The organism is Rhodanobacter sp. FW106-HT46G03, from assembly GCF_058789895.1.
The window spans coordinates 151,183-174,097 of sequence record NZ_JBYTCC010000001.1 but is presented as its reverse complement, the minus strand read 5'-3'; the positions used below and the strand labels follow the sequence as shown (position 1 = coordinate 174,097).

Sequence of the window (22,915 nt, the reverse complement as noted above, 5' to 3'; positions counted from 1 at the left end):
TCCGTCCCCACCCCCCGATGTTGTCGCCATGCCTGCCCGCACTGAAACCGCTCCCCTTCCCGTTCGCCTGGCCGACTATCAGCCACCCGCCTGGCACGTCGACCATGCCGATCTCGTGTTCGACCTTGGCATCGACGCAACCGAAGTCACGGCGCGCCTCACGCTGCGTTGCGCCGGCACGCCGGCGCAACCGCTGCAACTGGATGGCGAAGGGCTGGAACCGCTCGCCTTCGTGCTTGACGGCGAGCCGCTGCCCGACGACGCCTGGCGCGCCATCGACGGCGGCATCGAGATCGACGGCGCGCACGACGGCAGCGTGCTGGAAACCCGCGTGCGCCTGCAGCCGGCGGCCAACACCACGCTCGAAGGCCTGTACCTTTCCGGCAGTCGCGAAGCCGGGTTCCTGCTGACCCAGTGTGAGGCGCAGGGCTTTCGGCACATCACCTGGTACCCGGACCGCCCGGACGTGCAGGCCACCTTCACCGTCACCCTGCGCGCCGATCGTGAGCGATTCCCGGTGCTGCTCGCCGGCGGCAACCCCGACGGCGCCGGCGAGCTCGCCGACGGCCGTCACTGGGCGCGCTTCGTCGACCCGCACCGCAAACCAAGCTATCTCTTTGCGCTGGTTGCCGGGCGGCTGGAAAAGATCGAGCACCCGTACCGCACCGCGGACGGCCACGACGTGGCGATCCGCGTGTGGTCGGAAGCCAACGTCATCGACCGTTGTGCGTACGCGATGGACGCGCTGATCCGCGCGATGCGCTGGGACGAGCAGACCTACGGCCGCAACTACGACCTCGACGTGTTCAACGTGGTCGCCACCCATGACTTCAACATGGGCGCGATGGAGAACAAGGGCCTCAACATCTTCAACGCCAAGTGCCTCCTGGCCGACCCCGACACCACCACCGACGACGAGTACCGTCGGGTGGAAGCGGTGATCGCGCACGAATATTTCCACAACTGGAGCGGCAACCGCGTCACCTGCCGCGACTGGTTCCAGCTGTCGCTCAAGGAAGGCTTCACCGTGTTTCGCGAGCAGAGTTTTTCCGCCGACATGAACTCGCGCCCACTCAAGCGCATCGAGGACGTGTCGCTGCTGCGCCGCGCGCAATTTCCCGAAGATGCCGGCCCGCTCGCCCACCCGGTGCGCCCGGCGCAGTACCGCGAGATCAACAACTTCTACACCGCGACGGTGTACGAAAAAGGCGCGGAACTGGTGCGCATGCTGGCCGGCCGTCTCGGCACCGAGGGCTTCCGCCGCGGCACCGACCGCTACTTTGCGGACAACGACGGCCGCTCCGCGACAATCGAGGATTTCCTCGCCGCGCTCGGCAGCGCGAACGCCACCGACCTCACGCCCTACCTCGCGTGGTACGGCCAGTCCGGCACGCCGCACGTCCGGGCGCGCGGCCACTACGACGCCACCGCGCACACCTACACGCTGACCCTCGCGCAGCACACCGCACCGAGCCACGACCAGCCGCGCAAGCTGCTGCTTCCGATCCCGGTCAGGCTCGCCCTGTTCGGCCCCGACGGACAAAAGCTCGCCTTGCATCTGGACGGCCAGACGTCTGTCGCGGGCGATGAAACAGTGATCGTGCTCGACCAGCCCGAGCAGCAATTCGTGTTCCACGCCGTGCCGGCACGGCCGGTGCCCTCGCTATTGCGTGGTTTTTCCGCCCCGGTGGTACTGGAAAGCGACGCCACCGCGGCGGACATCGCCCTGCTGCTGCGCCACGACAGCGAGGGCTTCAACCGCTGGGAAGCCAGCCAGCAGCTGGCCGCGCACGCCTTCCGCAACCTGCGCGACCACGCCGGCGAAGCCGCGCTCGATGCCTGGTGCGACACCCTGGCGGCGCTGTTCGACGACGACGCGCTCGACGCCGCCTTGCTGGCCGACCTGCTCACCCCGCCGGGCGAGGTGGAGCTGGCCGAGCGTGAAACCAGCGTCGACCCGCAGGCGATCCATGTCCTGCGCGAAACCCTGCTGGCCCGGCTCGCCACCCGTATCGGCGCGGCGCGGCTCGACGCCCGCCACGCGGCACTGGCCGCCCGCGCGAGCGCCGCACTGGATGCACCAAGCCAGGCGGCGCGGCGGCTCAAGCAGCGCGTGCTGCAGCTCATTGCCCACCTCGACGCGGCGCATGCCAGCGACCTTGCCCACGCGCAATACCACGCCGCACAGGGCATGACCGACCGGCTTGGTGCGTTGGCCGTATTGGCGCGGCATGACGCCGTGCGCGGCGCCGCCACGCTGGCGCATTACCGCGCGCGCTACGCGAACGATCCGCTCGCGCTGGACAAGTGGTTCACCCTGCAGGCGCAACTGCCGGGCGAAGGCGCGCTGGCGCGCGTCGCGGCACTCGAGACCGATCCGGCCTTCACCCTCAAGAACCCCAACCGCGCGCGGGCGCTGCTCGGCGGCTACGCCACCGGCAACCCGACCGGCTTCCACCGCGCCGATGGCGCCGGCTATCGCCATTACGCCGATCGGCTGCTTGACCTCGATGCCTTGAACCCGCAGATCGCGGCGCGCCTGGCCACCGCCTTCAACGGCTGGCAGCGGCTGGAGCCGCGCCGGCGCGAAGCTGCGCGCACCGCACTGGAAACCCTGGCCGCGCACCCCGCGTTGTCGCGCAACCTGGCCGAAATCATCGGCAACGTCCGCAAGGGATAGGGGCACGCGATCAACCGGCGTTGAAGCGGGTTGCGTGATGGCCGGCCGGATCCATCCGCTGGAAACCGATGCGGGTGGCGGCCAAAGCGCCACTTGGTCCCTGCCATCTGTGCCCGTGCATTCGCCGCGACGGCCTTGCGCCGTCGCCGTGTCTCACCGGAGCCGCTGCGCGGCTCCGTTTGGCTTCAAGCCGGCAGACCCTTCAGCGCGGTGCGCAGACGCACCATGCGCGATTCCAGCCGCGGTTGCAGCGTGGCGCGCTCGTCGTCGGCCCGCACTTTCAGGTTTTCCATCGCCATCTCGATGCGGCCGATTTCGATCAACAGATCGTGATGGGGGAAGAACTTGGTGAAGTCGACATTGGTGCTCATGGCTGCTCTCCGGGAAGTCCTGACCGAGGAAAAGCATGCGGCGTGCCAAGCTGTGACTCGCATCACATTTGCCGTTTGGGCGCGTCACCAGTGCGGTGACGCCCCGCGTCACCTCGTGTCGCACATTGACCAGATCTTCGGTTTCAGTCACCGAAGGTTCACGCGTTTGCGGCAAATATCGGCACACGTTGCGGCAACACATTCGGCCGTCCAAAGGCTTCACGGTTTCTGGCGCCCGGCCATACGGTCATCCTGGATTCCCCCTGTTCCTGAGACCGTCGGGCGCCAGATCTAAACGACAAAACCCCGCTTTCGAGCGGGGTTTTGTTTGATTGGCCGCATAAAAACGGCGGCGCCCCGAAGGACGCCGCCTAGCTTCCCTCCACGGCACGCGATCGAGCCCCTGTCCGCCCGACCCCGACGCGCATGCGCGATCGGTGTCCATGAAAGTGCGGGGTTCGAGATGCAATCGACATGCCAATGCCGCCGGCAGGCACTCGCGATACCATGCCGACCGGCAACCCCGTTGACCCGGCTTCGGCCCGACAATCGCTCGCTTCCCTTGTCGGGATTCATCCCGACAGCACTCGCCCCCTCGAGTCGCCAACGGCCATACCAAGCACCAGAGACGCCCCCATGCTTCACCCCCACTCCATACGATGTCATCGGCATCGGCAGCGGGCGAACCGCGACGGCCGCAGGCCGTGCGGACTGCCGGTGGCAGGCCGCAAGCGGTGAGCGCCCGAGGCAGGATGCCGAGGGCCGGGTGACTCGGCGGGGCCAGGATGGCCGCGCCTAGTCACCGTCGTGGCCGCACACACAACCCAGAGAAGTCGCACCTATGCTTCACCCCACCCCATATGATGTCATCGTCATCGGCGGCGGCCACGCCGGCACCGAGGCCGCGTTGGCGGCGGCGCGCTGCGGCGCGCGCACCCTGCTCGTCACGCACAACCTCGCCACGGTCGGCGCAATGAGCTGCAACCCGGCGATCGGCGGCATCGGCAAGGGGCATCTGGTCAAGGAGATCGACGCCCTGGGCGGCGCGATGGCGCATGCCGCCGACCTTGCCGGCATCCAGTGGCGCACGCTGAACGCCTCGAAAGGGCCGGCGGTGCGCGCCACGCGCTGCCAGGCCGACCGTGAGCTCTACCGTGCCGCCATCGGTCACTTGGTGGAGACCCAGCCCGGTCTGGACACCTTCCAGCAGGCGGTCGACGACCTGATCCTCGAAGGCGGCCGCGCGGTGGGGGTGGTGACGCAAATGGGCGTTTCCTTCCGCGCACGGTCGCTAGTGCTCACGGCGGGCACCTTCCTCGCCGGCAAAATCCACATCGGCCCCACGCAATACGCCGGCGGCCGGGCCGGCGACCCGCCCGCCAGCGCGCTGGCGGCGAAGCTGCGCGAGTTGCCGGTGGCGGCCGAACGGCTGAAGACCGGCACCCCGGCCCGGCTCGACCGCCGCAGCATCGACTTCAGCCAGCTCCAGGAGCAATTCGGCGACGACCCGCTGCCGGTGTTTTCCTACCTCGGCGATGTGACCGAGCACCCGCGCCAGACCACCTGCTTCATCACCCACACCACCGAGCGCACGCACGCAATCATCCGCGGCGCGCTCGACCGCTCGCCGCTCTATACCGGCCAGATCCACGGCATCGGCCCGCGCTACTGCCCGTCGATCGAGGACAAGGTGGTGCGTTTTGCCGACAAGACCTCGCACCAGATCTTCATCGAGCCCGAAGGCCTCGATTCGCAGGTGGTCTACCCCAACGGCATTTCCACCTCGCTGCCGTTCGACGTGCAGCTCGACCTGGTGCACTCCATCCCCGGCTTCCAGCACGCGCATCTGATCCGCCCCGGCTACGCCATCGAGTACGACTACTTCGACCCGCGCGGCCTGCACCCGTGGCTGGAAACCAAGGCCATTCCCGGCCTGTACTTTGCCGGCCAGATCAACGGCACCACCGGCTACGAGGAAGCCGCGGCGCAGGGCCTGCTCGCGGGTCTCAACGCCGCCCGCGGTGCGCGTGGCGAAGCACCGTGGTATCCGCACCGCGACGAGGCCTACCTCGGCGTGCTGATCGACGACCTCACCACCAACGGCACGATCGAGCCCTACCGCATGTTCACCTCGCGCGCCGAGTACCGCCTGCACCTGCGCGAGGACAACGCCGACCTGCGACTCACGGAAAAAGGCTACGAGCTGGGCGTGGTACCGCAGGCGCGGTTCGATGCCCTGCGCGCGAAACGCGACGCCGTCGAGCGCGAAACCGCTCGTTTGAAAGCACTGTGGGCAGCGCCCAACAACGCCGCCGGCGCCGCCGTCGAACGCCACCTCGGCATCACGCTCAGCCACGAAACCAACGCGCTCGACCTCCTGCGCCGGCCAGAGCTCGACTACGCCAAGCTCGCCACCGTGCCCGAACTGGGCCCGGCCAGCCCGCGCGCCGATGTCGCGGTGCAAGTCGAGGTACAGGCGAAATACGCCGGCTATCTGGAACGCCAGCGCGAGGAGATCGCGCGCCTGCACCGGCAGGAGTCCACCGCCATCCCCAGCGGGTTCGACTACGACCGCGTGCGCGGGCTTTCCACCGAGGTGCTGCTGAAACTCAAGCGCAGCCAGCCAGCCACTGTGGGCCAGGCGGCGCGCATCAGCGGAGTCACCCCGGCGGCCATCTCCCTGCTGCTGGTGCACCTCAAGCGCCACGCCGCCTGAGCGACCCTCTCGTCAGGCAACCGGTGGAGGCGCCGTCCGCGTGACGGAGCCACCCGCGCAACGATCCGTGCAGCAGCCCGCACGGTGGACAACTCGCCACGCCACAGGCGGCTGGTGCCATGACGGCACCAACCCTCATCCGTTGCGCTGATCCGCCCTCACCAGGCGCATCGCCAACGCTTCGTGCCGCATTGGGCAGGCATGGCACATCCAGGCTCAACGAGAACCTGCCTGCACCTGCGCAAGCGATACGCCGCCCGTCCCCCGCGATGCCAGTCCCTGGTCGTTCGCACGCCCTGAAACTGGCTGGGGAACCAACCGGCACCGCCTGCCGCCATCCCTGACGAAGTGCTTGCAATACACGTCGACGACGGCAAGCGTCCGCTGTTCGCGGTCGGACAGCATAATCTGCCAAACGTGGCGTTCGCCGGACGAGTTGTCGATGGCCACGTTGACGAATGGCGACTCGGTCATGCCGTGCTTCCGCAAGGCTTCCAACCTCTCCGTCGCGTGTCGTGCCGCCAGGTACTGCCCGTGCCGGTTGCCGACGCGAACCTTCAAGCCGAATCCCGTGTTCAGATCGACTTGGTAGGTTTCGTACTGGCCGGGTTCCGCGGTAACGGTGACATGCTGCAAGTTGGCGGTTTGCGACTGATCCTGGGCCATGCCACCACCGCTGATGCAGGCAAGACCGAACGCAAAGGCTGAAGTGATGATCGTGCGTTTCATAGGAACCTCCAAGCGGACTTCCACATCCGTCGCTTGAACCTAGACCGATGTAACGGCGCCTGCTTGAGGGTTCCCTGAGGGATGAGCGTAGATTCGCTGATGCAACGTCGTGAACCCGCCCGTGAAACATGCAGGCCGGAAACCCCGGGACATCATCCGGGATTCGCAGGCTGCCCGGTTCATCGGGTGGCGCAAGCCGGACATGCCATCGTCCGGCGCAACGTTGCGGACCGCGACGCTTCCCGGAAAAGCGACCTGGGTCATTCGGGCCCCTCATGCCGCCACGCGTCCATGGCATGATGCCGGCAGTCAACCGGGCGAGGAGCGGCACGATGGAAATCTGGATCGGACGCAATGGCGAACGCCATGGCCCCTACAAGGAGGAAGACATCCGCCAGTGGCTGCGCAGCGGCAAGGTCAGCCGCGACGATCTCGGCTGGCGCGAAGGCCTCGCCGATTGGCAACCGTTGTCGGTGCTGTTTCCCGATGAAGTGCCGAGCGAACCACCACCCGTCGACAAGCCGTACGCGGCACCTGTGGCCCCCGCCTCCAGCCTGCCGCAGACCAACGCCGCCGCGCTGGAGGATTACGCCGGGTTCTGGAAGCGCCTCGCGGCGTTCATCATCGACACCATCATCCTCAGCATCGCGTTCAAGCTGCTCGGCACCTTCTTCGGCGTCTCCGCCGCCGAGGAGGCAATGAAGCAGCAGATGCTCGGCGGCATGTCGCTGCTCGAAGCCTACCGCGGGTTCTACCTCAACACCTGGGTGTACTCGACGCTGACCACGGCCATCACCTGGCTGTACTTCGCCTCGCTGGAAAGCTCGGCCTGGCAGGCCACCGTCGGCAAGCTCGCGCTCGGCGTGCGCGTGACCGACCTTGCCGGCCACCGCATCAGCTTTGCGCGCGGGCTGGGCCGCTACGCCGCCAAGTTCCTCAGCTACCTGATCCTGCTGATCGGTTTCCTGATGATCGGCTTCACCGCGCGCAAGCAGGGCCTGCACGACCTCATCGCCAGCACCCTGGTGCTCAACGGCCGCGCCAGCGAGTTCAAGGACGCGCAGCCGAAGTCGAATGCCGGCAACGGGTCGCTCAATGCTTGAGGGCCGGGATTCGGGATTCGGGATTCGGGATTGGAGATTAGGAAAAGCATGGTGCGGCGAGGTTGCCGCGACTGTGGGTCGGGCTGCAGCCCGACCAGCGGGGGATCTGACCAAGCGGATCACGGCAAGCCTGGTGCGCTGCCGGGTTGTGCCGCTGCCGTGCCGCATCAGTATTTGCGGCACGGCGTGCAGGCTCCGACATCACATCCACTTTATGGATGCGCGACTAGGCTCGTTCACTCCTGAGCATAGCTGCCGCCGTGCCTCGAACCGAACCCGACAACGACATCATCTACTGGTTTGACCACATTCTGGTCGAGCCAGCGGCGCACCGGCTGCAGCGTGACGGGCGGGATGTGCCGGTGGAACCCAAGGCCTACACCGTGTTGCTGACGCTGCTGCACCACGCCGGCGAAATGGTCAGCAAAGACACCCTGCTGGACAGCGTATGGGGCCACCACCACGTCAGTACCGGCGTGCTCAATCGGGTGGTCTCGCAACTGCGGCGCGCGTTGGGCGACTCGCCTGCGCAACCGCGCTACATCGCCACCGTACACAGCCTGGGATACCGCTTTATCGGCGTACTGCAACCGGCGCCGGCGGCCGCGCCTGTCGTCGACAACGAACCAGCCGCACCCCCGCCGCCTGTCGCGGCCAGCGCCCCGCCCGCCTTCGACGCACGGGCGCCGTATCGCCGCCGGTTCGCCGACGGCGATACGTTTCTGCAGTTCATCGACCTGCAAACCTGCTTGAACCAGCTCGCCAACTGGGCCGCATTGTTGCCGCCGGGCGATACGCTGCGGCAGGCGATTCTCACCGTGTTGCAGCTGGAGTACGCGCGGCTGCGCGCCGGCGGTGCCGCGCCGGTGACGCTGTTGTATAGCGAAGCCGTGTTGGCGGCGCTGGCGGGTGATCGGCAAACCGCACTGGCCGCGCTCGGCCTGGCGATCGACGAAGGCGCGTGCGACGAGCTGGCACTGCGCCGCGACCTGGCCTGGCGCACGCTGGCGGGCGATCCGGACTTCTGCCGCCAGCAACGGCGGCTCGGCAACGTGCCAACCATCGCCACCTCGCCGCGTCCCTCACCGCCCGAACTGTAACGACCACGCCGCGGGCGGACGACAATCGTCGTCCTTCCGCGGCGTGCAGGATGCCCGTTTCAGTGCGCCGGCATGGCCTGGATTTGCGCCAGCGGCACCGATCCTTTCGGCAGCTTCGCAAGGCCAGCCTGCCCGAGTGCACCCGCCACCGGCAACGACACCATCCGGCACTGGCTGCCGGCACTCGCCGCGCGCTTGCAGTACACGTTGACGATGGCCAGCGTGCGGTTGCCGCGGTCGGTCAGGACGTATTGCCACGCACTGCCGGCGCGCGCCGAGTTGTCGATCGCGACGGTCACGAACGGGGTGGCTGCCTTGCCGTGCGTGCGCAGGGTTTCCAACTCCGCGGTGGCGCGCGACGCCTGCAGGAACTGCCGATGCGTGTTGCCAACCCGCGCCTGCAGCCCGAACCCGGCATCCAGGTCCATCTCGTAAGTCTCATATTGGCCCGGCGACGCGGTAACGGTGACGCGCTGCATGTCGGCGCTGTCCGGGCGGTCTTGTGCACAGGCGATGCCGCTGATACCGGCAAGGGTCAACGCGAGGGCGATGGCAGTGATCGTACGTTTCATGGGTTCCTCCACACGGACACCAGAGTCCGTGGCGCGACCATAGGTCGACGCCTCAGCCCAAGCTTGCGGGTTTGCATCGGGGGGCAAGTGGAGACGCTGCGGGTTTGCCGTGGATTCGCGCGGGTAAATGCACGACCGTCTGCGGTTTTTGTGCTGGCCGTCGGCACCAGGCCGCTTGCTATCATCGGCGGCTCGATCCCACCGAAGGATTCGCTTCACCCCATGCCAAGCATCGAACAGCGTATTGCCCAGGACATTGCCGCCAAGACCGAACAAGTGCGCGCGGCGGTGGATTTGCTCGACGGCGGCGCCACCGTGCCGTTCATTGCGCGCTACCGCAAGGAGGTCACCGGCGGCCTGGACGACACCCAATTGCGCCTGCTCGAAGAACGCCTGCGCTACCTGCGCGAGCTGGAGGAGCGCCGCGCCGCGATCCTCGCCAGCATCGAGGAACAGGGCAAGCTAAGCGCGCCACTCAAGGCCGACATTCTCGCGGCCGACACCAAGGCCACGCTCGAAGACCTTTATCTGCCGTACAAGCCCAAGCGCCGTACCAAGGCGCAGATCGCGCGCGAGGCCGGCCTGGAACCGCTCGCCACCAGCCTGCGCGACGACCCGACGCAGGTGCCGGAAACTATCGCCGAGGCGTTCGTCGATGCGGGGAAAGGCGTGGCGGATGTGCGCGCCGCGCTCGAAGGCGCACGCGCGATCCTGATGGAGTCCATCGCCGAAGACGCGCACCTGGTCGGCGAGTTGCGCGACTGGTTGTGGGAGAAGGGCCAGATCCGCGCCAAGGTGATCGCCGGCAAGGAGCACGAAGGCGCGAAATTCCGCGACTACTTCGACCACGTCGAGGCGATCGCGAAAATTCCCTCGCACCGGCTGCTGGCGCTGATGCGCGCGCGCAACGAAGGCGTGCTCGACCTCGACCTGCAGCCCGGCACGGACGCCGAGCAGGGCCATCTCGAAGCCGAAGGCCGCGTGGCCGTGCACGCCGGCATCGCCGACCGCGGCCGCGCCGCCGACGTTTGGCTGCGGGAAACCGTGCGCCTGACCTGGCGGGTGAAACTGCATCTGCACCTGACGCTCGACCTGTTCGGCCGCGTGCGTGAAGGCGCCGAGGACGAGGCCATCCGCGTGTTCGGCGCCAACCTCAAGGACCTGCTGCTGGCCGCGCCGGCCGGCGCAAAAACCGTGATGGGACTCGACCCCGGCATCCGCACCGGCTGCAAGGTGGCGGTGGTCGACGCCACCGGCAAGCTGCTCGCCACCACCACGATCTATCCGCTCGAACCCAAGCGGCAGTGGAACGAATCGCTCGCCGCACTGGCGCACCTGTGCGTGAAGCACGCGGTCGATCTCATTTCCATCGGCAACGGCACTGCCTCGCGCGACACCGACCGTTTGGCCGGCGAGCTCATCAAGGGCTTGGCCAAGAGCCACCCGGAGCACAAGCTGGCGAAGATCGTGGTCAGTGAAGCCGGCGCCTCGGTGTATTCGGCCTCCGAACTCGCGGCCAAGGAATTCCCCGAGCTCGACGTCAGCCTGCGCGGCGCGGTCTCCATCGCGCGCCGCCTGCAGGACCCGCTTGCCGAGCTGGTGAAGATCGAGCCCAAGGCGATCGGGGTCGGCCAGTACCAGCACGACGTGAACCAGGTGAAGCTCGCGCGCGCGCTCGACGCCCGCGTCGAGGATTGTGTCAACGCCGTCGGGGTCGACGTCAACACTGCGTCGGCCGCGCTGCTCGCGCGCGTGGCCGGGCTCTCCGCCTCGGTCGCCGAGAACGTGGTCAAGTTCCGCGACGAGCACGGCGCGTTCGCCAACCGCAAGGCGCTGCTGAAAGTGCCGCGACTCGGCGACAAGGCGTTCGAGCAGTGCGCCGGCTTCCTGCGCGTGGCGCACGGCGACAACCCGCTCGATGCCAGCGCCGTGCACCCGGAAGCGTATCCGGTGGTCGAGCGCATCATTGAGCGCAGCGGGCGCAAGGTGGCCGCGATCATCGGCGATGTCGCTTTCCTGCGCGGACTGAAAGCCGAGGCCTTCACCGACGACCAGTTCGGCGTGCCGACCGTGCACGACATCCTCAAGGAGCTGGAAAAACCCGGTCGCGACCCGCGCCCGGAATTCGTCGCGCCGAACTTTGCCGAAGGCGTGGAGGACATGAAGGACCTCAAGCCCGGCATGATCCTCGAAGGCCGCGTCACCAACGTGGCCGCGTTCGGTGCGTTCGTCGACATCGGCGTGCATCAGGATGGCCTGGTGCACGTCTCCGCGCTTGCCCATCATTTCGTCAAAGACCCGCGCGACGCGGTCAAGGCCGGCGACATCGTCAAGGTCAAGGTGATGGAGGTGGATCTGCCGCGGCAGCGCATCGGCCTATCGATGCGGCTCGACGACGAGCCGGGCCAGGCGCAGGCCAAACCGGTCGCCGGCAATGATCGCGGTGGCTCGCGCCATGCACGCGGCGGCGCAGCGCCCAAGCCGGCGCCAGTGCCCGCCAACAGCGCGTTTGCCGATGCATTCGCGCGAGCAGCCAAGCACTGAAACCCGGCGGCGCCCGCGACCATGCGGTGCAGCATGCGGTTCCGTATGGGATGCCGTACCGTAACACCCGGTTAACGCGGCCATCCCGGCCAAGGAGTATTTCCATGTTGCGTACCCGCCACCTGGCCGGCGCGATCGCCGCCGCCCTGCTGTTCAGCACTGCCGCCAGTGCCGCCACCTTCAGCAAGGTCGTCGTGTTCGGCGACAGCCTGAGCGATGCCGGCAACATTTCGCTGGCAACCGCGCCGTCGATCCAGCCGCCGCTGGAGTTCACCACCAATCCCGGCCATGTGTCCGTGCAGGACCTCGCCGGCCGCCTCGGCTACACGCTGACACCGTCGCTGGCCGGCGGCACCGACTACGCCTGGGGCGGCGCCGGTGTGCTCACCAACTCGCCTGGCACTCCCGGCGCCGTCCCCACCCTCACCAGTCAGGTGAATGCTTACCTGGCCGCGGGCAGCGTCGATCCGAATGCGCTGTACTCGATCTGGGGCGGCGCCAACGACATCTTCTATGCGGCTACCGCCGCCGGCGCCGGCGCACTGGCTCAGCAGTTGATCCAGCAAAACGTCGCCACCCAAATCGCGCAGCTGGAGGCCGCCGGCATGACCGCGGCGCAGATCACCGCGTTGACGCCGACGATCACCCAGCAGGTGACCGCGGCCGTCACCCAGCAGGTGCTGGCGGCTGCAGGTGTGTCCGGCTTCATGACCGCCGACCAGGTACAGGCCGCCATCGGCGCCGCCGCGCTGCAGGAGGTGAAGCTGATTGGCCAGCTGCAAGGCGCTGGTGTCAAAAACCTCCTGGTCTTCAATCTGCCCAACATCGGCATGACGCCCGACGGCATTGCCCAGGGGCCCACTGCGCAAGCGCAATTGACCGGCCTCAGCGTGCTGTTCAACACCACGCTCAACAGTGGCTTGAGCCAGATGGGCCAGGGCATCATTCCGGTCAACACCTACGCGCTCATCAATGAGGTCGTGGCCAACCCCAGTGCGTTCGGTTTTGCCAACGTGAACACGCCGGCTTGCGGAGCGGGTTCGAGCTCGGTGCAGTGCGGCCCGGCTGGCTCCGGCCTGCCCTACACCTACGCCGCGGGCACCGACCAGAGCTACCTGTTCGCCGACGGCGTGCATCCGACCACGGCGGCGCACGCCATGCTGGCGCAGGTGGTGCTCTCCGAACTGGCGGCGCCGGGCCAGATCTCGCTGCTGGGCGAGGCGCCCTTGGCGGCCAACGCGGCGCAGACGCGCGCGGTGCGCAACCAGATGCTGGCCGACGGCAACGGCAGCCCCACGCGGGTGTTCGTCAACGTCGATTACGCGCACCAGCGCTTCGACGCGCAGGCCAACTCGCCGAAGACCACCAGCAACAACGTCAACCTCACGCTGGGCGTGGATGCGAAGCTCGCCGACCACGTTTCCGGCGGCATCGCGCTCGGCGTCGGCCAGCAGAACGCCGGTTTCGCCGGCGGTGGCGGCTACAAGTCGCAGGACGTCAGCGGCATCGGCTACCTCACCTACCACAACGGCGGCGGTTACGTCGGCGGCTACGCCGACTTCGGCCAGGCCAATTTCACCGACATCGACCGTCGCCTGCAGATTGGCGCGCTGGCACGTACCGAAAGCGGCAAGACCGACGGCTCGCGCCTGGGCGGTGGTGTCACCGGCGGCTGGTGGTTTGATTTCGGCACGCTGCGCACCGGGCCGTTCGCCACCGCCGAGTGGCAGACGGTGAAGGTCAGCGGCTACAACGAAAACGGCAACGACAGCACCGCGATGTGGTTCGGTCGCCAGCAGCGCAACGCGCTGATCGGCACCGTGGGCTGGCGCCTGCAAGGGCACTGGCAGGCGGGCGCCGCCACGCTGGCACCGTATGTCGAGCTGGCGTGGAACCACGACAGCAAGGCCGACCCGCGCGCCATCAGCGCCGGCCTCAATTCGATGAACGGCAACTTCGCCCTCGCCGGCTATGTACCGGACAAGACCTGGGGTACCGCCGACCTCGGACTCAGTGCGCAATTCAACCAGCGGCTCAGCGGCTGGGTGGGTTACAGCGGCCGGTTCAGCGACAACAGCCAGAAGTACAACAGCGTGAATCTCGGCATGAAGTACGCGTTCTGATCCACGGCTTTCACCGGGCAAAGAAAAAGCCGTCCACGCTGGACGGCTTTTTCTTTGCCCACATGCCCGCGGCGTACTTACTTCTTGTTGCCACCGGCAAGGTTGTAGATGGCCTTGGCCTGCCGCAGCAGCGTGGCCGCCGCGTCGGAGCCCAGGTCGCCGACATCGCTGCCGCTCTGCTGCTCATGCAGTACCAGCATGCCGTTCTGGGTCCAGCTCGCGCGTTCGATCTGGCTTGGCGCCGCGTTCTGGCTGGCCTTCTTCTTTTGCTCGGCCACCCACGGCGCGCCGTTGTTGTAGGCAAAATCGGTGCTGGTGAACCCCTTGTCGCCGTAATCCACCAACTCGCGGATCATCTTCACCTGGCCATTGTCACGAAATACCTGCCAGCTGCGCGACGCGTCGGCGTCGAGCTTGGTGCCGCTGGTCACCTTCATGCCGCCGATCTGCTTGACCAACGATTTGAACGCAGCGAGATCCTTCTCCGCCGGCGTCGGATCGGCCTGCAACTCGATCTTGGTCTGGTTCGCGTTGCCATTGGTCAGCACCGGCGCCTGCATCGGCATCGAATAGTGCCGGTTGCCATCGGTCAGGATCGCGCGCACGACGTACAGGTCAGCCGACTTGATGTCGGCGGGCTTGAAGTTCAGCTCGAACGCATAGGGAAAAGTCACGCCGCCGTCCACCGTCTTGCTCGCCAACGGCGCCGCGCCGCCCTGACCCGCCGACGCGTCCACCAGGTTGATCGTCAACTGCGCATTCGGGGATGGCTGGATCGCGCCGCGAACCGAGATCGTGCCGCTGACCGAACTTGCCGCGGCGGCCGCCGAGCCCACGCCGGCTGCACCACCCTCCGCCGTTGACGACGACGACCCGCAGCCGGCCAAGGCCAGCACGGCCATCGACAGCAACGACAAAACCAACTTGCGCATGGGAAAGCCTCATTTCTCGTGGAACGGGTCGCGGACACCGCCGGGCTAGAACACGGCGGTTCGACGCGGGGGAAACGCCGAGGATAGTGCAAAACTGACTCCACGGGAAAGTCAAGGGCAACCATCACCACCTGCTACGTGAACGCCGCCGAAATATCACTGTCCAAGCGCCCGTTTGACGGTAAACGCGGATTTATGATTCGCGTTGCAAGAACTTGTTCTAGATCAAGTGTACGACGTGAGGTTTTGGACCCCGTCGGTGCACCACGCGTTGCCCACGTCACACGGTTGTCGCGTGGCTGCTGCACGGTTTCCACGGATGGTCGCGCAATCTTGCGAATCCAGGTTCACGTTTTCAGGCAGTCCCCATGAGCTCGCACAAAATTCCGCACGATCCCCTTCAGTCCACTTTCGCCGAGCGCATCAAGCTGCTCATCCAGCGCGTCGGCAGCGCCACCGAGATCGCCCGCATGTGCGGCTTTTCCGAAGGCGTCGTGCGCAGCTGGCGCGACGGCCACACCGACCCTTCGCGTGCGCGCTGCGTCACCCTGGCCCGTACGCTGGGCATTTCGCTGGTATGGCTGGTGGCGGGCGAAGGCGCGTTGCAAATCGACCCCACCCTCTCCGGCAACGACGACAATCAGCTCAGCAGCGAAACCACACGCACACGGTGGCATGCGGCGGGCCCATCGCACACGCTGGTCCCCCCCACCACGCATGCGGACGCCGGCGTCGACCCGCATCGCCTCAACACGGCCATGCAGATCCTGCAATCGGAATTGCAACTGGCCGGCAGCAACCTGACGTTGGCGGACAACACCGACCTGCTGAGCGAACTTTACGAGGTGCTCGGCAGCAACGGCGAAAACGTCAACGCGATGGCGATGCTCAAGTTCAACCGCGCGCTCACCACGCGCATTCTGCAAGCCAAGCAGCGCACGCTGGCCTGAACCGCCGCCACCTGGCGGCACGCCAGACGGCAGCCCCTGCGGGCTGCCGTTTTTGCACGCCGCCAACAATCAGCCGCGCAGCAACGCGATATCAGCCACCGCGCCAAACGCGGCCTTGAGCTGGCCCAGCAATGCAAGGCGGTTATGCCGCACTGCCGGGTCTTCGGCATTGACCAGCACTTCGTCGAAGAATGCGTCCACCGGCGGCTGCAACGCGGCCAGCCGCTTCAGCACCACCGCATAGTCGCCGCTCGCCAACGCGGCTGCGCTTTCGGCCTTGGCCGCATCGAGCGCGGCGGCCAGCGCGTGCTCCGTAGGTTGCTCGAAGTGCACGGGGTCGACCTTGCCGATCGCGAGCGGCTGGCCATCTTCCTCGGCCTGCTTGCGAAGGATGTTCGCCACCCGCTTGTTGGCGGCAGCCAGGCTGGCCGCCGCCGGCAAGCAGCTGAATTCGGCCACGGCATGCATCCGCTGATCGAAATCGAGCAGGTGCTCAGGGTCGACCGCGGCCACCGCATCGAACACGTCCGCCGCAAAGCCTTGGTCGGCGTAATAGCCGCGCAGGCGTTCGAGCACGAAGGCATGCAGCTCCACTGCCAGCGCCGCGCGCTGCTTGCCTGCATCGACCGGCGGCCGCTTGCCGTCCTTGCCCGCTTTCACGCCAGCGGCAAACACGGCATCGGGCAGCAGCTCCAGCGCCTCGATGAACACCGCGCGCAGGTCGAGTTCCAGTTTGCCTTCGATCAGCGTGCGCGCCAGGCCAAGCGCCGCGCGGCGCAGCGCAAAGGGGTCCTTGGTGCCGCTCGGCTTCTGGCCGGCGGCAAAGATGCCGGCCAGCGTGTCCACCCGCTCGGCAACGGCCACGACCTGACCGACCTTGTCGGCGGCGATCGCATCGCGCGCAAAGCGCGGCTGGTAGGCGCTGTCGATCGCGGCCGCCACCGCCGCCGGTTCGCCGTCATGCGCGGCGCAATAGCGCCCCATGACACCTTGCAGCTCGGGGAACTCGCCCACCATGCGGGTCAGCAGATCGCACTTGCCAAGCGCTGCGGCGCGGGTGGCAAGCCCGCCATCGACATCGACCCGGCCGGCGATGATGCGCGCCATTTCCGCGACGCGGCAGCTCTTGTCCCACAGGCTGCCCAGCGTCTTCTGATAGGTGACGCCCTTGAGTTGATCCTGGTAGCTCGCCAGCGGCGTCTTCAGGTCCTCGTCCCAGAAAAACTTGGCATCGGCAAACCGCGGGCGGATGACGCGCTCGTAGCCCCTGCGGATTTCGGCCGGATTCTTCGACTCGATGTTGGCAATGCCGATGAAGTGCTCGGTGAGCTCGCCGCTCGCACTGAACACCGGCACGAACTTCTGGTTGGTCTCCATCGTGGTGACCAGCGCTTCGTGCGGCACCGCGAGGAATTCGCGCTCGAAACTGCATGCGATCGCCACCGGCCACTCGGCCAGGTTCGCCACCTCGTGCAACAGCTCGTCGGAGAGGCGCGGCACGCCGCCGGTTTCCCGCGCGGCGCGCGCCACTTCATCGCGCACGCGCTGCCGGCGCTCGTCGGGGTCCGCCAGGACCTTGGCGCCGCGCATCGCCGCCAGCCAACCGTCGGCATCCGCCACGTGCACCGGCTGCGGATGCATGAAGCGATGCCCGGACGATTGCCGGCCGCTGCGGATGCCCAGCACCTCGCCATCGACGACATCGGCGCCATGCAGCATCACCAGCCAATGCGCCGGACGCACGAACGTATGCTCGTGGCTGGCCCAGCGCATGGGGCGCGGAATCGGCAACGCCTTGAGCGCTTCGGCAACGACCTCCGGCAACAGCGCGGCCAGCGTGTGCCCCGGTTGCACCGCGCGGAACACGAACCACGCGCCTTTGCCGGTATCGAGCCTTTCGAGTTTCGCCACGTCCACGCCACAGGAGTGCGCGAAACCGAGCAGCGCCTTGGTCGGCTGGCCGGCGACGTCGAGGCCGGCGGCAACTGCCGGCCCGCGGCGTTCGATGGTCTGCTCCGGCTGGGTATCCGCAACGCGTGGAATATGGACGGCCAAACGCCGCGGCGAGCAATACGCATGCGCGGCGTCCACCGCAGCCTCGATGCCGCGTTTGGCCAGGCCTTCGCACACGCCATGCGCAAATGCGGCGGACAGTTCGTCGAGCGCCTTCGGCGGCAGTTCCTCGGTACCCAGTTCCACTAGCAGCGACTTCGACGCGCTCATGCCGCCAGCTCCTTTGCGTTCTTCCGGAGGCCGGGGAAACCCAACCGTTCGCGCTGCGCGACATACGCCTCGGCCACGCTGCGCGCCAGCGTACGCACGCGCAGGATGTAGCGCTGACGCTCGGTCACGCTGATCGCGCGGCGTGCATCGAGCAGGTTGAAGGTGTGGCTCGCCTTGGTCACCTGCTCATACGCCGGCAACGGCAGATTTGCGGCAATCAACTGGTTGGCCGTGGCTTCGCACACGTCGAACCAGTGCAACAGTTCGGGCACGTTCGCGTACTCGAAGTTGTAGGTGCTCTGCTCCACCTCGTTTTGATGGAACACGTCGCCATAGGTGACGGTGCCGTGGGGCGCGTGCGTCCACACCAGGTCGTACACGTTGTCCACGTTTTGCAGATACATCGCCAGGCGTTCCAGCCCGTAGGTGACCTCGCCGGTCACCGGCCGGCATTCGATCCCGCCAGCCTGCTGGAAATAGGTGAACTGAGTGACTTCCATGCCGTTCAACCACACCTCCCAACCGAGTCCCCACGCACCCAGCGTGGGCGATTCCCAGTTGTCTTCGACAAACCGCAGGTCATGCACCAGCGGATCGATGCCCAGCTCTTTCAGCGACCCGATGTAGAGGTCGAGGATGTTTTCCGGGTTCGGCTTCATCACCACCTGGTATTGGTAGTAATGCTGCAGGCGGTTCGGGTTGTCGCCATAGCGGCCATCGGTGGGGCGTCTGGACGGCTGCACATAGGCGGCCGCCCACGGCTCGGGGCCGAGCGAGTGCAGGAACGTGGCCGGATGGAAAGTGCCCGCGCCGACTTCGGTGTCGAGCGGTTGCAGCAGGACGCAACCTTGGGCCGCCCAATAGCGATTGAGGGTCTGGATCACATCCTGAAACGTGGGTGCAGACATGGCGTGCCGTGATCGGGAACAAAGCGCGTTAGTATAGCGAGCGTGCGTCGCAGCGCCGTCCGCGCTCGCCGCAATGCGCGAGGAGATCCCTGCGGATGGCTGCATCCCCTGAAATCGCCAGCCTGCTCGGCCGCCGCGGTCGACTGCAACTGGACGAACTGCTGGCCGCGCTGGTCGTCGACGGCCTGGTGGCGGCCGAGGATGCCAAGCAGGTGCGCCTGGGCTCGCGCGCCGGGCGCACCACGGTCGAGCTGCATCCGCTGGTGATCATCGCCAACGCGCGCCTGGCCAGCCAGCGCGACACCGGGCGCCCGCTCAGCCTCGAGAACCTGGTGGAATGGCTTGCCGACCACGCTGGCTTGCCGTATCTCAAGATCGACCCGATGAAGGTCAACGTCGCCGTCGTCACCCAGGTGGTAAGCCACGCCTACGCCAAGCGGCACCGCATCTTGCCGGTGGCGGCTGCAACCGGCGAGGTGACCTTTGCCACCGCCGAGCCGTTCGATGCGGCCTGGGCGACTGACCTTTCGCACATGCTGCGGCGTGACGTGCACCGCATGGTGGCGAACCCGATCGACATCAACCGCTACCTGCAGGAGTTCTACGGCGTCCAGCGTTCGATCCAGCTCGCGCAGGACGCCAAGAATGCCGGCGGTTACGAGAACAGCGCGGCGATCCTCAATTTCGAGCAGCTGGTCGAGCTCGGCAAGAGCGGCGAGGTTGGCGCCGACGACCGCCACGTGGTGCACATCGTCGACTGGCTGCTGCAATACGCCTTCGAGCAGCGTGCCTCGGACATCCACCTCGAACCGCGGCGCGACGCCGGGCAGATCCGCTTCCGCATCGACGGCGTGATGCACAAGGTGTTCGAGTTGCCGCCGCCGGTGATGGCCGCGGTCACCGCGCGCATCAAGATCCTCGCGCGCATGGACGTGGCCGAGAAGCGCCGCCCGCAGGACGGCCGCATCAAGACGCGCTCGCCGGGAGGACGCGAAATCGAGCTGCGCATTTCCAGCATGCCGACCGCGTTTGGCGAAAAAGTGGTGATGCGCATCTTCGACCCGGACCTCGTGGTAAAGGATTTCGCCCAGCTCGGTTTTTCGCCGGAGGAAACCCGCCAGTGGCGGCACATGGTCGAGCGTCCGCACGGCGTCGTGCTGGTGACAGGCCCGACCGGCTCGGGCAAGACCACCACGCTGTACTCCACGCTCAAGCACCTCGCCACGCCCGAAATGAACGTGTGCACGGTGGAAGACCCGATCGAGATGGTCTCGGCCGAGTTCAACCAGATGCAGGTGCAACCATCGATCGACCTGGACTTCGCCTCCGGCGTGCGCACGCTGCTGCGGCAGGACCCGGACATCATCATGATCGGCGAAATTCGTGACCTCGAAACCGCGCAGATGGCGGTGCAGGCGTCGCTCACCGGCCACCTGGTGCTCTCCACGCTGCATACCAACGACGCGCCCAGCGCGGTCACCCGCCTACTCGATCTGGGCGTGCCGCATTACCTCATCCAGTCGACCCTGACCGGCGTCGTCGCCCAGCGCCTGGTGCGCACCCTGTGCCCATATTGCAAGGTGGAGGCCGCGCAGGATCCACACGAATGGGCGGCGCTCACGCGCGGCTGGCCCACGCCGCTGCCGGAAAAAGTCTGCAAACCGGTCGGCTGCCTCGAGTGCCGCAATACCGGCTTCATGGGCCGCACCGGCATCTACGAAATGATGCCGGTGTCGCCACGTTTGCGCGGGCTTATCTCGGCGCAGCTCGACCTTGGCGGCTTCGGTGGCGAGGCACTTGCCGAAGGCATGCGCCCGCTGCGCATTTCCGCCGCAACCCAGGTTGCCCGCGGCCTGACCACGGTGCAGGAAGTCCTTGCCGTGCTGCCGCCGATCGAAACCGTCGAACCGGCGCCGCCCATCCGCGGAGCTGCCACGGACGCCGCATGAAACCGATCCTCATCATCCGCACCGGCCGCGCACCAGCGCACATTCGCGGCCGCTTCGGAGATTTCCCCCAATGGTTTCGCGTCGCCGCCCGCCTCGCCAGCACCCGCACGCGCAGCGTGGATGTCGAGTCCGGCGAAACTTTGCCGCCACCCCAGGACATTGCCGGCGCGATCATCACCGGCTCCGCGGCAATGGTGACCGAGCGCGCCGCGTGGAGCGAGCGCACCGCCGGCTGGATCCGCGCCGCCATGGATGCCGAGCTGCCCATGTTCGGCGTCTGCTTCGGCCACCAGCTCATGGCCCACGCCCTTGGCGGCAAGGTCGATTATTTGCCCGGTGGTCGGGAAATGGGCACGCAGACCATCACCAGGCTCGCCGCCGCCGAAGGCGACATCCTCGCCGCGAGCCTGCCGCCGCAGTTCCGCGCGCATACCACCCACGAACAAAGCGTGCTGGAACCGCCACCGGGCGCGGTCGTACTGGCGCGCTCCGAGCGCGATCCGAACCAGTTGCTGCGCTACGGCCCGCAGGCACTGAGCTCGCAGTTCCACCCCGAGTTCAGCGCCGACGTGATGCGCGCCTACGTCGTGCGCAAACGCGAAGCGATGCGCCGCGAAGGCGGCGACCCGCAGCGGGTCTATCGCGACATCGCGGCAACGCCCATCGCGCGCCGCCTGCTGCAGCGCTTTGCGCTCCGCCCCGGGCTCGGCAAGATACCTCGCGGGCGCTGACTTCAGCGGCGCAAGCGGCGCGCAATCGCATCGCGCGAAAGCAGCGCAAAGGCAAGTCCAAACAGGAACCCGCCGATGTGCGCCCACCAGACGTAGGCGCCGTAGCTGGCGCCGGCGTAGCTGAAAAGCAGCTGCAGCAATACCCAGATGCCAATCAAGAGATAAGCCGGCACCCGCACAAACTGCAAGTACAGGCCCAGCGGCAGCACCAGTCCAAGCCGGGCCCGCGGAAACAGTGCGACATAAGTGCCCACGACGGCAGAAACCGCGCCGCTGCAGCCGATAATGGGCAGGCGCACTCCGGCGAGCGACAGCGCCCCGATCAGGTTCGCCACCACACCACCAATCACGAACAGCGACAAAAACCGCAGTGAGCCCAGCGCGCGTTCGCCCGGCAGGCCGAAAATCACCAGGAACAACAGGTTGCTCAGCAGGTGCAGCCAGGTGACATGGATGAACAGCGCGGTGAACAGCCGCAGCAGCGAGGGATCGGTCAGCTGCGGCCAGATCGCCTCGTGGGCATCGAACACGTTGGCCGGAACCGTGCCCCATTCCTGCAGGACTGCGATGCGCCGTGGCAGCGGCAGCACGGCGAGCCAGATGAACGCCACGACGCAAAGACACACGAGAAACGTGGTGGCCCAGAGCCATTGATGTTTGCGTCGGGTTTCAACGTGGACGAACACGGCAGGCAAGCTCCTGGGCTGGACCGGGTTACTGTTCCGGATATCGCATCCGGTGTCATCCCTCAAACCTGGCCTTCGTGCCGGGCAACACAAACGGAGCGCGGCCAGACGAGCGGGAAGGCATCGAGCGCGCCGACCGGACTGCGTCTGCCGCAGCAAACCACCATGCGGGGGGAGGCCGACGCGCACCCGCCGAGGCGGCTACTCGTACGCCGGACTTTCAGTCCGTCCACGGTTCCGCCGGGCAAAGCCGGCATGTTGGCGGAGCTGCCAGTCCCGCGATTCCGTCACCCCTGGCGCAGCAGACGAAAATCACTGCGTCCAGCGCGCCGAGGGGGCGAGCGGATTTCCCTCGCCGCAAAGGAGAACGCCCCCGCAACGAAGTTGCGGAGGCGTTCGGTGTAAGACCCTGGCGGTGACCTACTCTCGCATGCACGAAGCACACTACCATCGGCGCGGCTGCGTTTCACTTCCGAGTTCGGGATGGGATCGGGTGGGGCCACAGCGCTATGGCCGCCAGGGAAGGGGTAGAAGCGGCGCGCAGGCGCCAGCTTCAAGGGGGGTGACAAACGAGTGACAAGCGTCCGGGTTCAAGCGG

General features: G+C 67.0%; 16 protein-coding genes and 1 rRNA gene. 9 read left to right on the top strand and 8 right to left on the bottom strand.

All coding sequences use genetic code 11. The features are described 5' to 3' along the window. The first annotated feature begins 28 nt into the window (after positions 1 to 28). Positions 29 to 2,680, top strand: a complete 2,652-nt coding sequence (gene pepN / locus AC3WP6_RS00785; RefSeq protein ID WP_492625895.1) for an aminopeptidase N — start codon at positions 29 to 31, stop codon at positions 2,678 to 2,680. 185 nt (positions 2,681 to 2,865) lie between these two features. Here pepN and AC3WP6_RS00780 read toward each other — a convergent pair whose 3' ends face one another. After that, a complete protein-coding gene (locus AC3WP6_RS00780) occupies positions 2,866 to 3,051 on the bottom strand; it encodes a hypothetical protein (protein ID WP_492625894.1) in 186 nt (61 codons plus the stop codon). A gap of 841 nt (positions 3,052 to 3,892) precedes the next feature. On the opposite strand from AC3WP6_RS00780, the gene mnmG reads away from it, so the two are divergent. Next, complete coding sequence (gene mnmG / locus AC3WP6_RS00775; protein WP_492625893.1) at positions 3,893 to 5,767, top strand: tRNA uridine-5-carboxymethylaminomethyl(34) synthesis enzyme MnmG; 1,875 nt, start codon at positions 3,893 to 3,895, stop codon at positions 5,765 to 5,767. A 216-nt stretch (positions 5,768 to 5,983) separates the two neighbouring features. Here mnmG and AC3WP6_RS00770 read toward each other — a convergent pair whose 3' ends face one another. Continuing rightward, complete coding sequence (locus AC3WP6_RS00770; RefSeq protein ID WP_492625892.1) at positions 5,984 to 6,496, bottom strand: hypothetical protein; 513 nt, start codon at positions 6,494 to 6,496, stop codon at positions 5,984 to 5,986. A 332-nt stretch (positions 6,497 to 6,828) separates the two neighbouring features. Between AC3WP6_RS00770 and AC3WP6_RS00765 the strand changes: the two genes are divergently transcribed. Beyond that, the gene (locus AC3WP6_RS00765; protein ID WP_492625891.1) at positions 6,829 to 7,599 is read left to right on the top strand and encodes an RDD family protein; all 771 of its coding nucleotides are present in this window, start codon (positions 6,829 to 6,831) and stop codon (positions 7,597 to 7,599) included. 260 nt (positions 7,600 to 7,859) lie between these two features. Continuing rightward, complete coding sequence (locus tag AC3WP6_RS00760; protein WP_492625890.1) at positions 7,860 to 8,699, top strand: winged helix-turn-helix domain-containing protein; 840 nt, start codon at positions 7,860 to 7,862, stop codon at positions 8,697 to 8,699. A gap of 59 nt (positions 8,700 to 8,758) precedes the next feature. Here the strand turns inward: AC3WP6_RS00760 and AC3WP6_RS00755 are convergent, their stop codons facing one another. After that, positions 8,759 to 9,271, bottom strand: a complete 513-nt coding sequence (locus AC3WP6_RS00755; RefSeq protein ID WP_492625889.1) for a hypothetical protein — start codon at positions 9,269 to 9,271, stop codon at positions 8,759 to 8,761. A 222-nt stretch (positions 9,272 to 9,493) separates the two neighbouring features. On the opposite strand from AC3WP6_RS00755, the gene AC3WP6_RS00750 reads away from it, so the two are divergent. Beyond that, the gene (locus AC3WP6_RS00750; protein ID WP_492625888.1) at positions 9,494 to 11,815 is read left to right on the top strand and encodes a Tex family protein; all 2,322 of its coding nucleotides are present in this window, start codon (positions 9,494 to 9,496) and stop codon (positions 11,813 to 11,815) included. 104 nt (positions 11,816 to 11,919) lie between these two features. After that, positions 11,920 to 13,938: an autotransporter outer membrane beta-barrel domain-containing protein gene (locus AC3WP6_RS00745; protein ID WP_492625887.1), complete on the top strand. Its 2,019-nt coding sequence runs from the start codon at positions 11,920 to 11,922 to the stop codon at positions 13,936 to 13,938. Between the two features lie 77 nt (positions 13,939 to 14,015). Here the strand turns inward: AC3WP6_RS00745 and AC3WP6_RS00740 are convergent, their stop codons facing one another. After that, complete coding sequence (locus tag AC3WP6_RS00740) at positions 14,016 to 14,870, bottom strand: YbaY family lipoprotein (protein WP_492625886.1); 855 nt, start codon at positions 14,868 to 14,870, stop codon at positions 14,016 to 14,018. A gap of 368 nt (positions 14,871 to 15,238) precedes the next feature. On the opposite strand from AC3WP6_RS00740, the gene AC3WP6_RS00735 reads away from it, so the two are divergent. Then, the gene (locus tag AC3WP6_RS00735; protein ID WP_492625885.1) at positions 15,239 to 15,820 is read left to right on the top strand and encodes a helix-turn-helix domain-containing protein; all 582 of its coding nucleotides are present in this window, start codon (positions 15,239 to 15,241) and stop codon (positions 15,818 to 15,820) included. 69 nt (positions 15,821 to 15,889) lie between these two features. Here AC3WP6_RS00735 and glyS read toward each other — a convergent pair whose 3' ends face one another. Further along, positions 15,890 to 18,043, bottom strand: coding sequence for a glycine--tRNA ligase subunit beta (gene glyS, locus AC3WP6_RS00730; protein WP_492625884.1), 2,154 nt, complete (start codon positions 18,041 to 18,043; stop codon positions 15,890 to 15,892). Next, a complete protein-coding gene (gene glyQ / locus AC3WP6_RS00725) occupies positions 18,040 to 18,951 on the bottom strand; it encodes a glycine--tRNA ligase subunit alpha (RefSeq protein ID WP_492625883.1) in 912 nt (303 codons plus the stop codon). Before glyQ ends, glyS begins: the two co-directional genes overlap by 4 nt. Before the next feature lie 95 nt (positions 18,952 to 19,046). Between glyQ and tfpB the strand changes: the two genes are divergently transcribed. Then, positions 19,047 to 20,900, top strand: coding sequence for a type IV pilus assembly ATPase TfpB (tfpB, locus tag AC3WP6_RS00720; protein ID WP_492625882.1), 1,854 nt, complete (start codon positions 19,047 to 19,049; stop codon positions 20,898 to 20,900). Continuing rightward, positions 20,897 to 21,631, top strand: a complete 735-nt coding sequence (locus AC3WP6_RS00715) for a glutamine amidotransferase (protein WP_492625881.1) — start codon at positions 20,897 to 20,899, stop codon at positions 21,629 to 21,631. The genes tfpB and AC3WP6_RS00715 overlap by 4 nt, the downstream gene beginning before the upstream one ends. A gap of 2 nt (positions 21,632 to 21,633) precedes the next feature. Here the strand turns inward: AC3WP6_RS00715 and AC3WP6_RS00710 are convergent, their stop codons facing one another. Beyond that, a complete protein-coding gene (locus AC3WP6_RS00710; RefSeq protein ID WP_492625880.1) occupies positions 21,634 to 22,317 on the bottom strand; it encodes a rhomboid family intramembrane serine protease in 684 nt (227 codons plus the stop codon). 407 nt (positions 22,318 to 22,724) lie between these two features. Further along, positions 22,725 to 22,838, bottom strand: a 5S ribosomal RNA gene (gene rrf / locus AC3WP6_RS00705). Between the last annotated feature and the right edge of the window lie 77 nt (positions 22,839 to 22,915).

Excerpts from the sequence above, each read along its gene's own strand:
- mnmG (WP_492625893.1), top strand. The coding sequence starts at position 3,893 with ATGCTTCACCCCACCCCATATGATGTCATCGTCATCGGCGGCGGCCAC.
- tfpB (WP_492625882.1), top strand. The coding sequence starts at position 19,047 with ATGGCTGCATCCCCTGAAATCGCCAGCCTGCTCGGCCGCCGCGGTCGA.
- AC3WP6_RS00755 (WP_492625889.1), bottom strand. The coding sequence starts at position 9,271 with ATGAAACGTACGATCACTGCCATCGCCCTCGCGTTGACCCTTGCCGGT.
- AC3WP6_RS00735 (WP_492625885.1), top strand. The coding sequence starts at position 15,239 with ATGAGCTCGCACAAAATTCCGCACGATCCCCTTCAGTCCACTTTCGCC.
- glyQ (WP_492625883.1), bottom strand. The coding sequence starts at position 18,951 with ATGTCTGCACCCACGTTTCAGGATGTGATCCAGACCCTCAATCGCTAT.
- AC3WP6_RS00745 (WP_492625887.1), top strand. The coding sequence starts at position 11,920 with ATGTTGCGTACCCGCCACCTGGCCGGCGCGATCGCCGCCGCCCTGCTG.
- AC3WP6_RS00715 (WP_492625881.1), top strand. The coding sequence starts at position 20,897 with ATGAAACCGATCCTCATCATCCGCACCGGCCGCGCACCAGCGCACATT.
- AC3WP6_RS00740 (WP_492625886.1), bottom strand. The coding sequence starts at position 14,870 with ATGCGCAAGTTGGTTTTGTCGTTGCTGTCGATGGCCGTGCTGGCCTTG.
- glyS (WP_492625884.1), bottom strand. The coding sequence starts at position 18,043 with ATGAGCGCGTCGAAGTCGCTGCTAGTGGAACTGGGTACCGAGGAACTG.
- AC3WP6_RS00765 (WP_492625891.1), top strand. The coding sequence starts at position 6,829 with ATGGAAATCTGGATCGGACGCAATGGCGAACGCCATGGCCCCTACAAG.
- AC3WP6_RS00770 (WP_492625892.1), bottom strand. The coding sequence starts at position 6,496 with ATGAAACGCACGATCATCACTTCAGCCTTTGCGTTCGGTCTTGCCTGC.
- pepN (WP_492625895.1), top strand. The coding sequence starts at position 29 with ATGCCTGCCCGCACTGAAACCGCTCCCCTTCCCGTTCGCCTGGCCGAC.
- AC3WP6_RS00780 (WP_492625894.1), bottom strand. The coding sequence starts at position 3,051 with ATGAGCACCAATGTCGACTTCACCAAGTTCTTCCCCCATCACGATCTG.
- AC3WP6_RS00750 (WP_492625888.1), top strand. The coding sequence starts at position 9,494 with ATGCCAAGCATCGAACAGCGTATTGCCCAGGACATTGCCGCCAAGACC.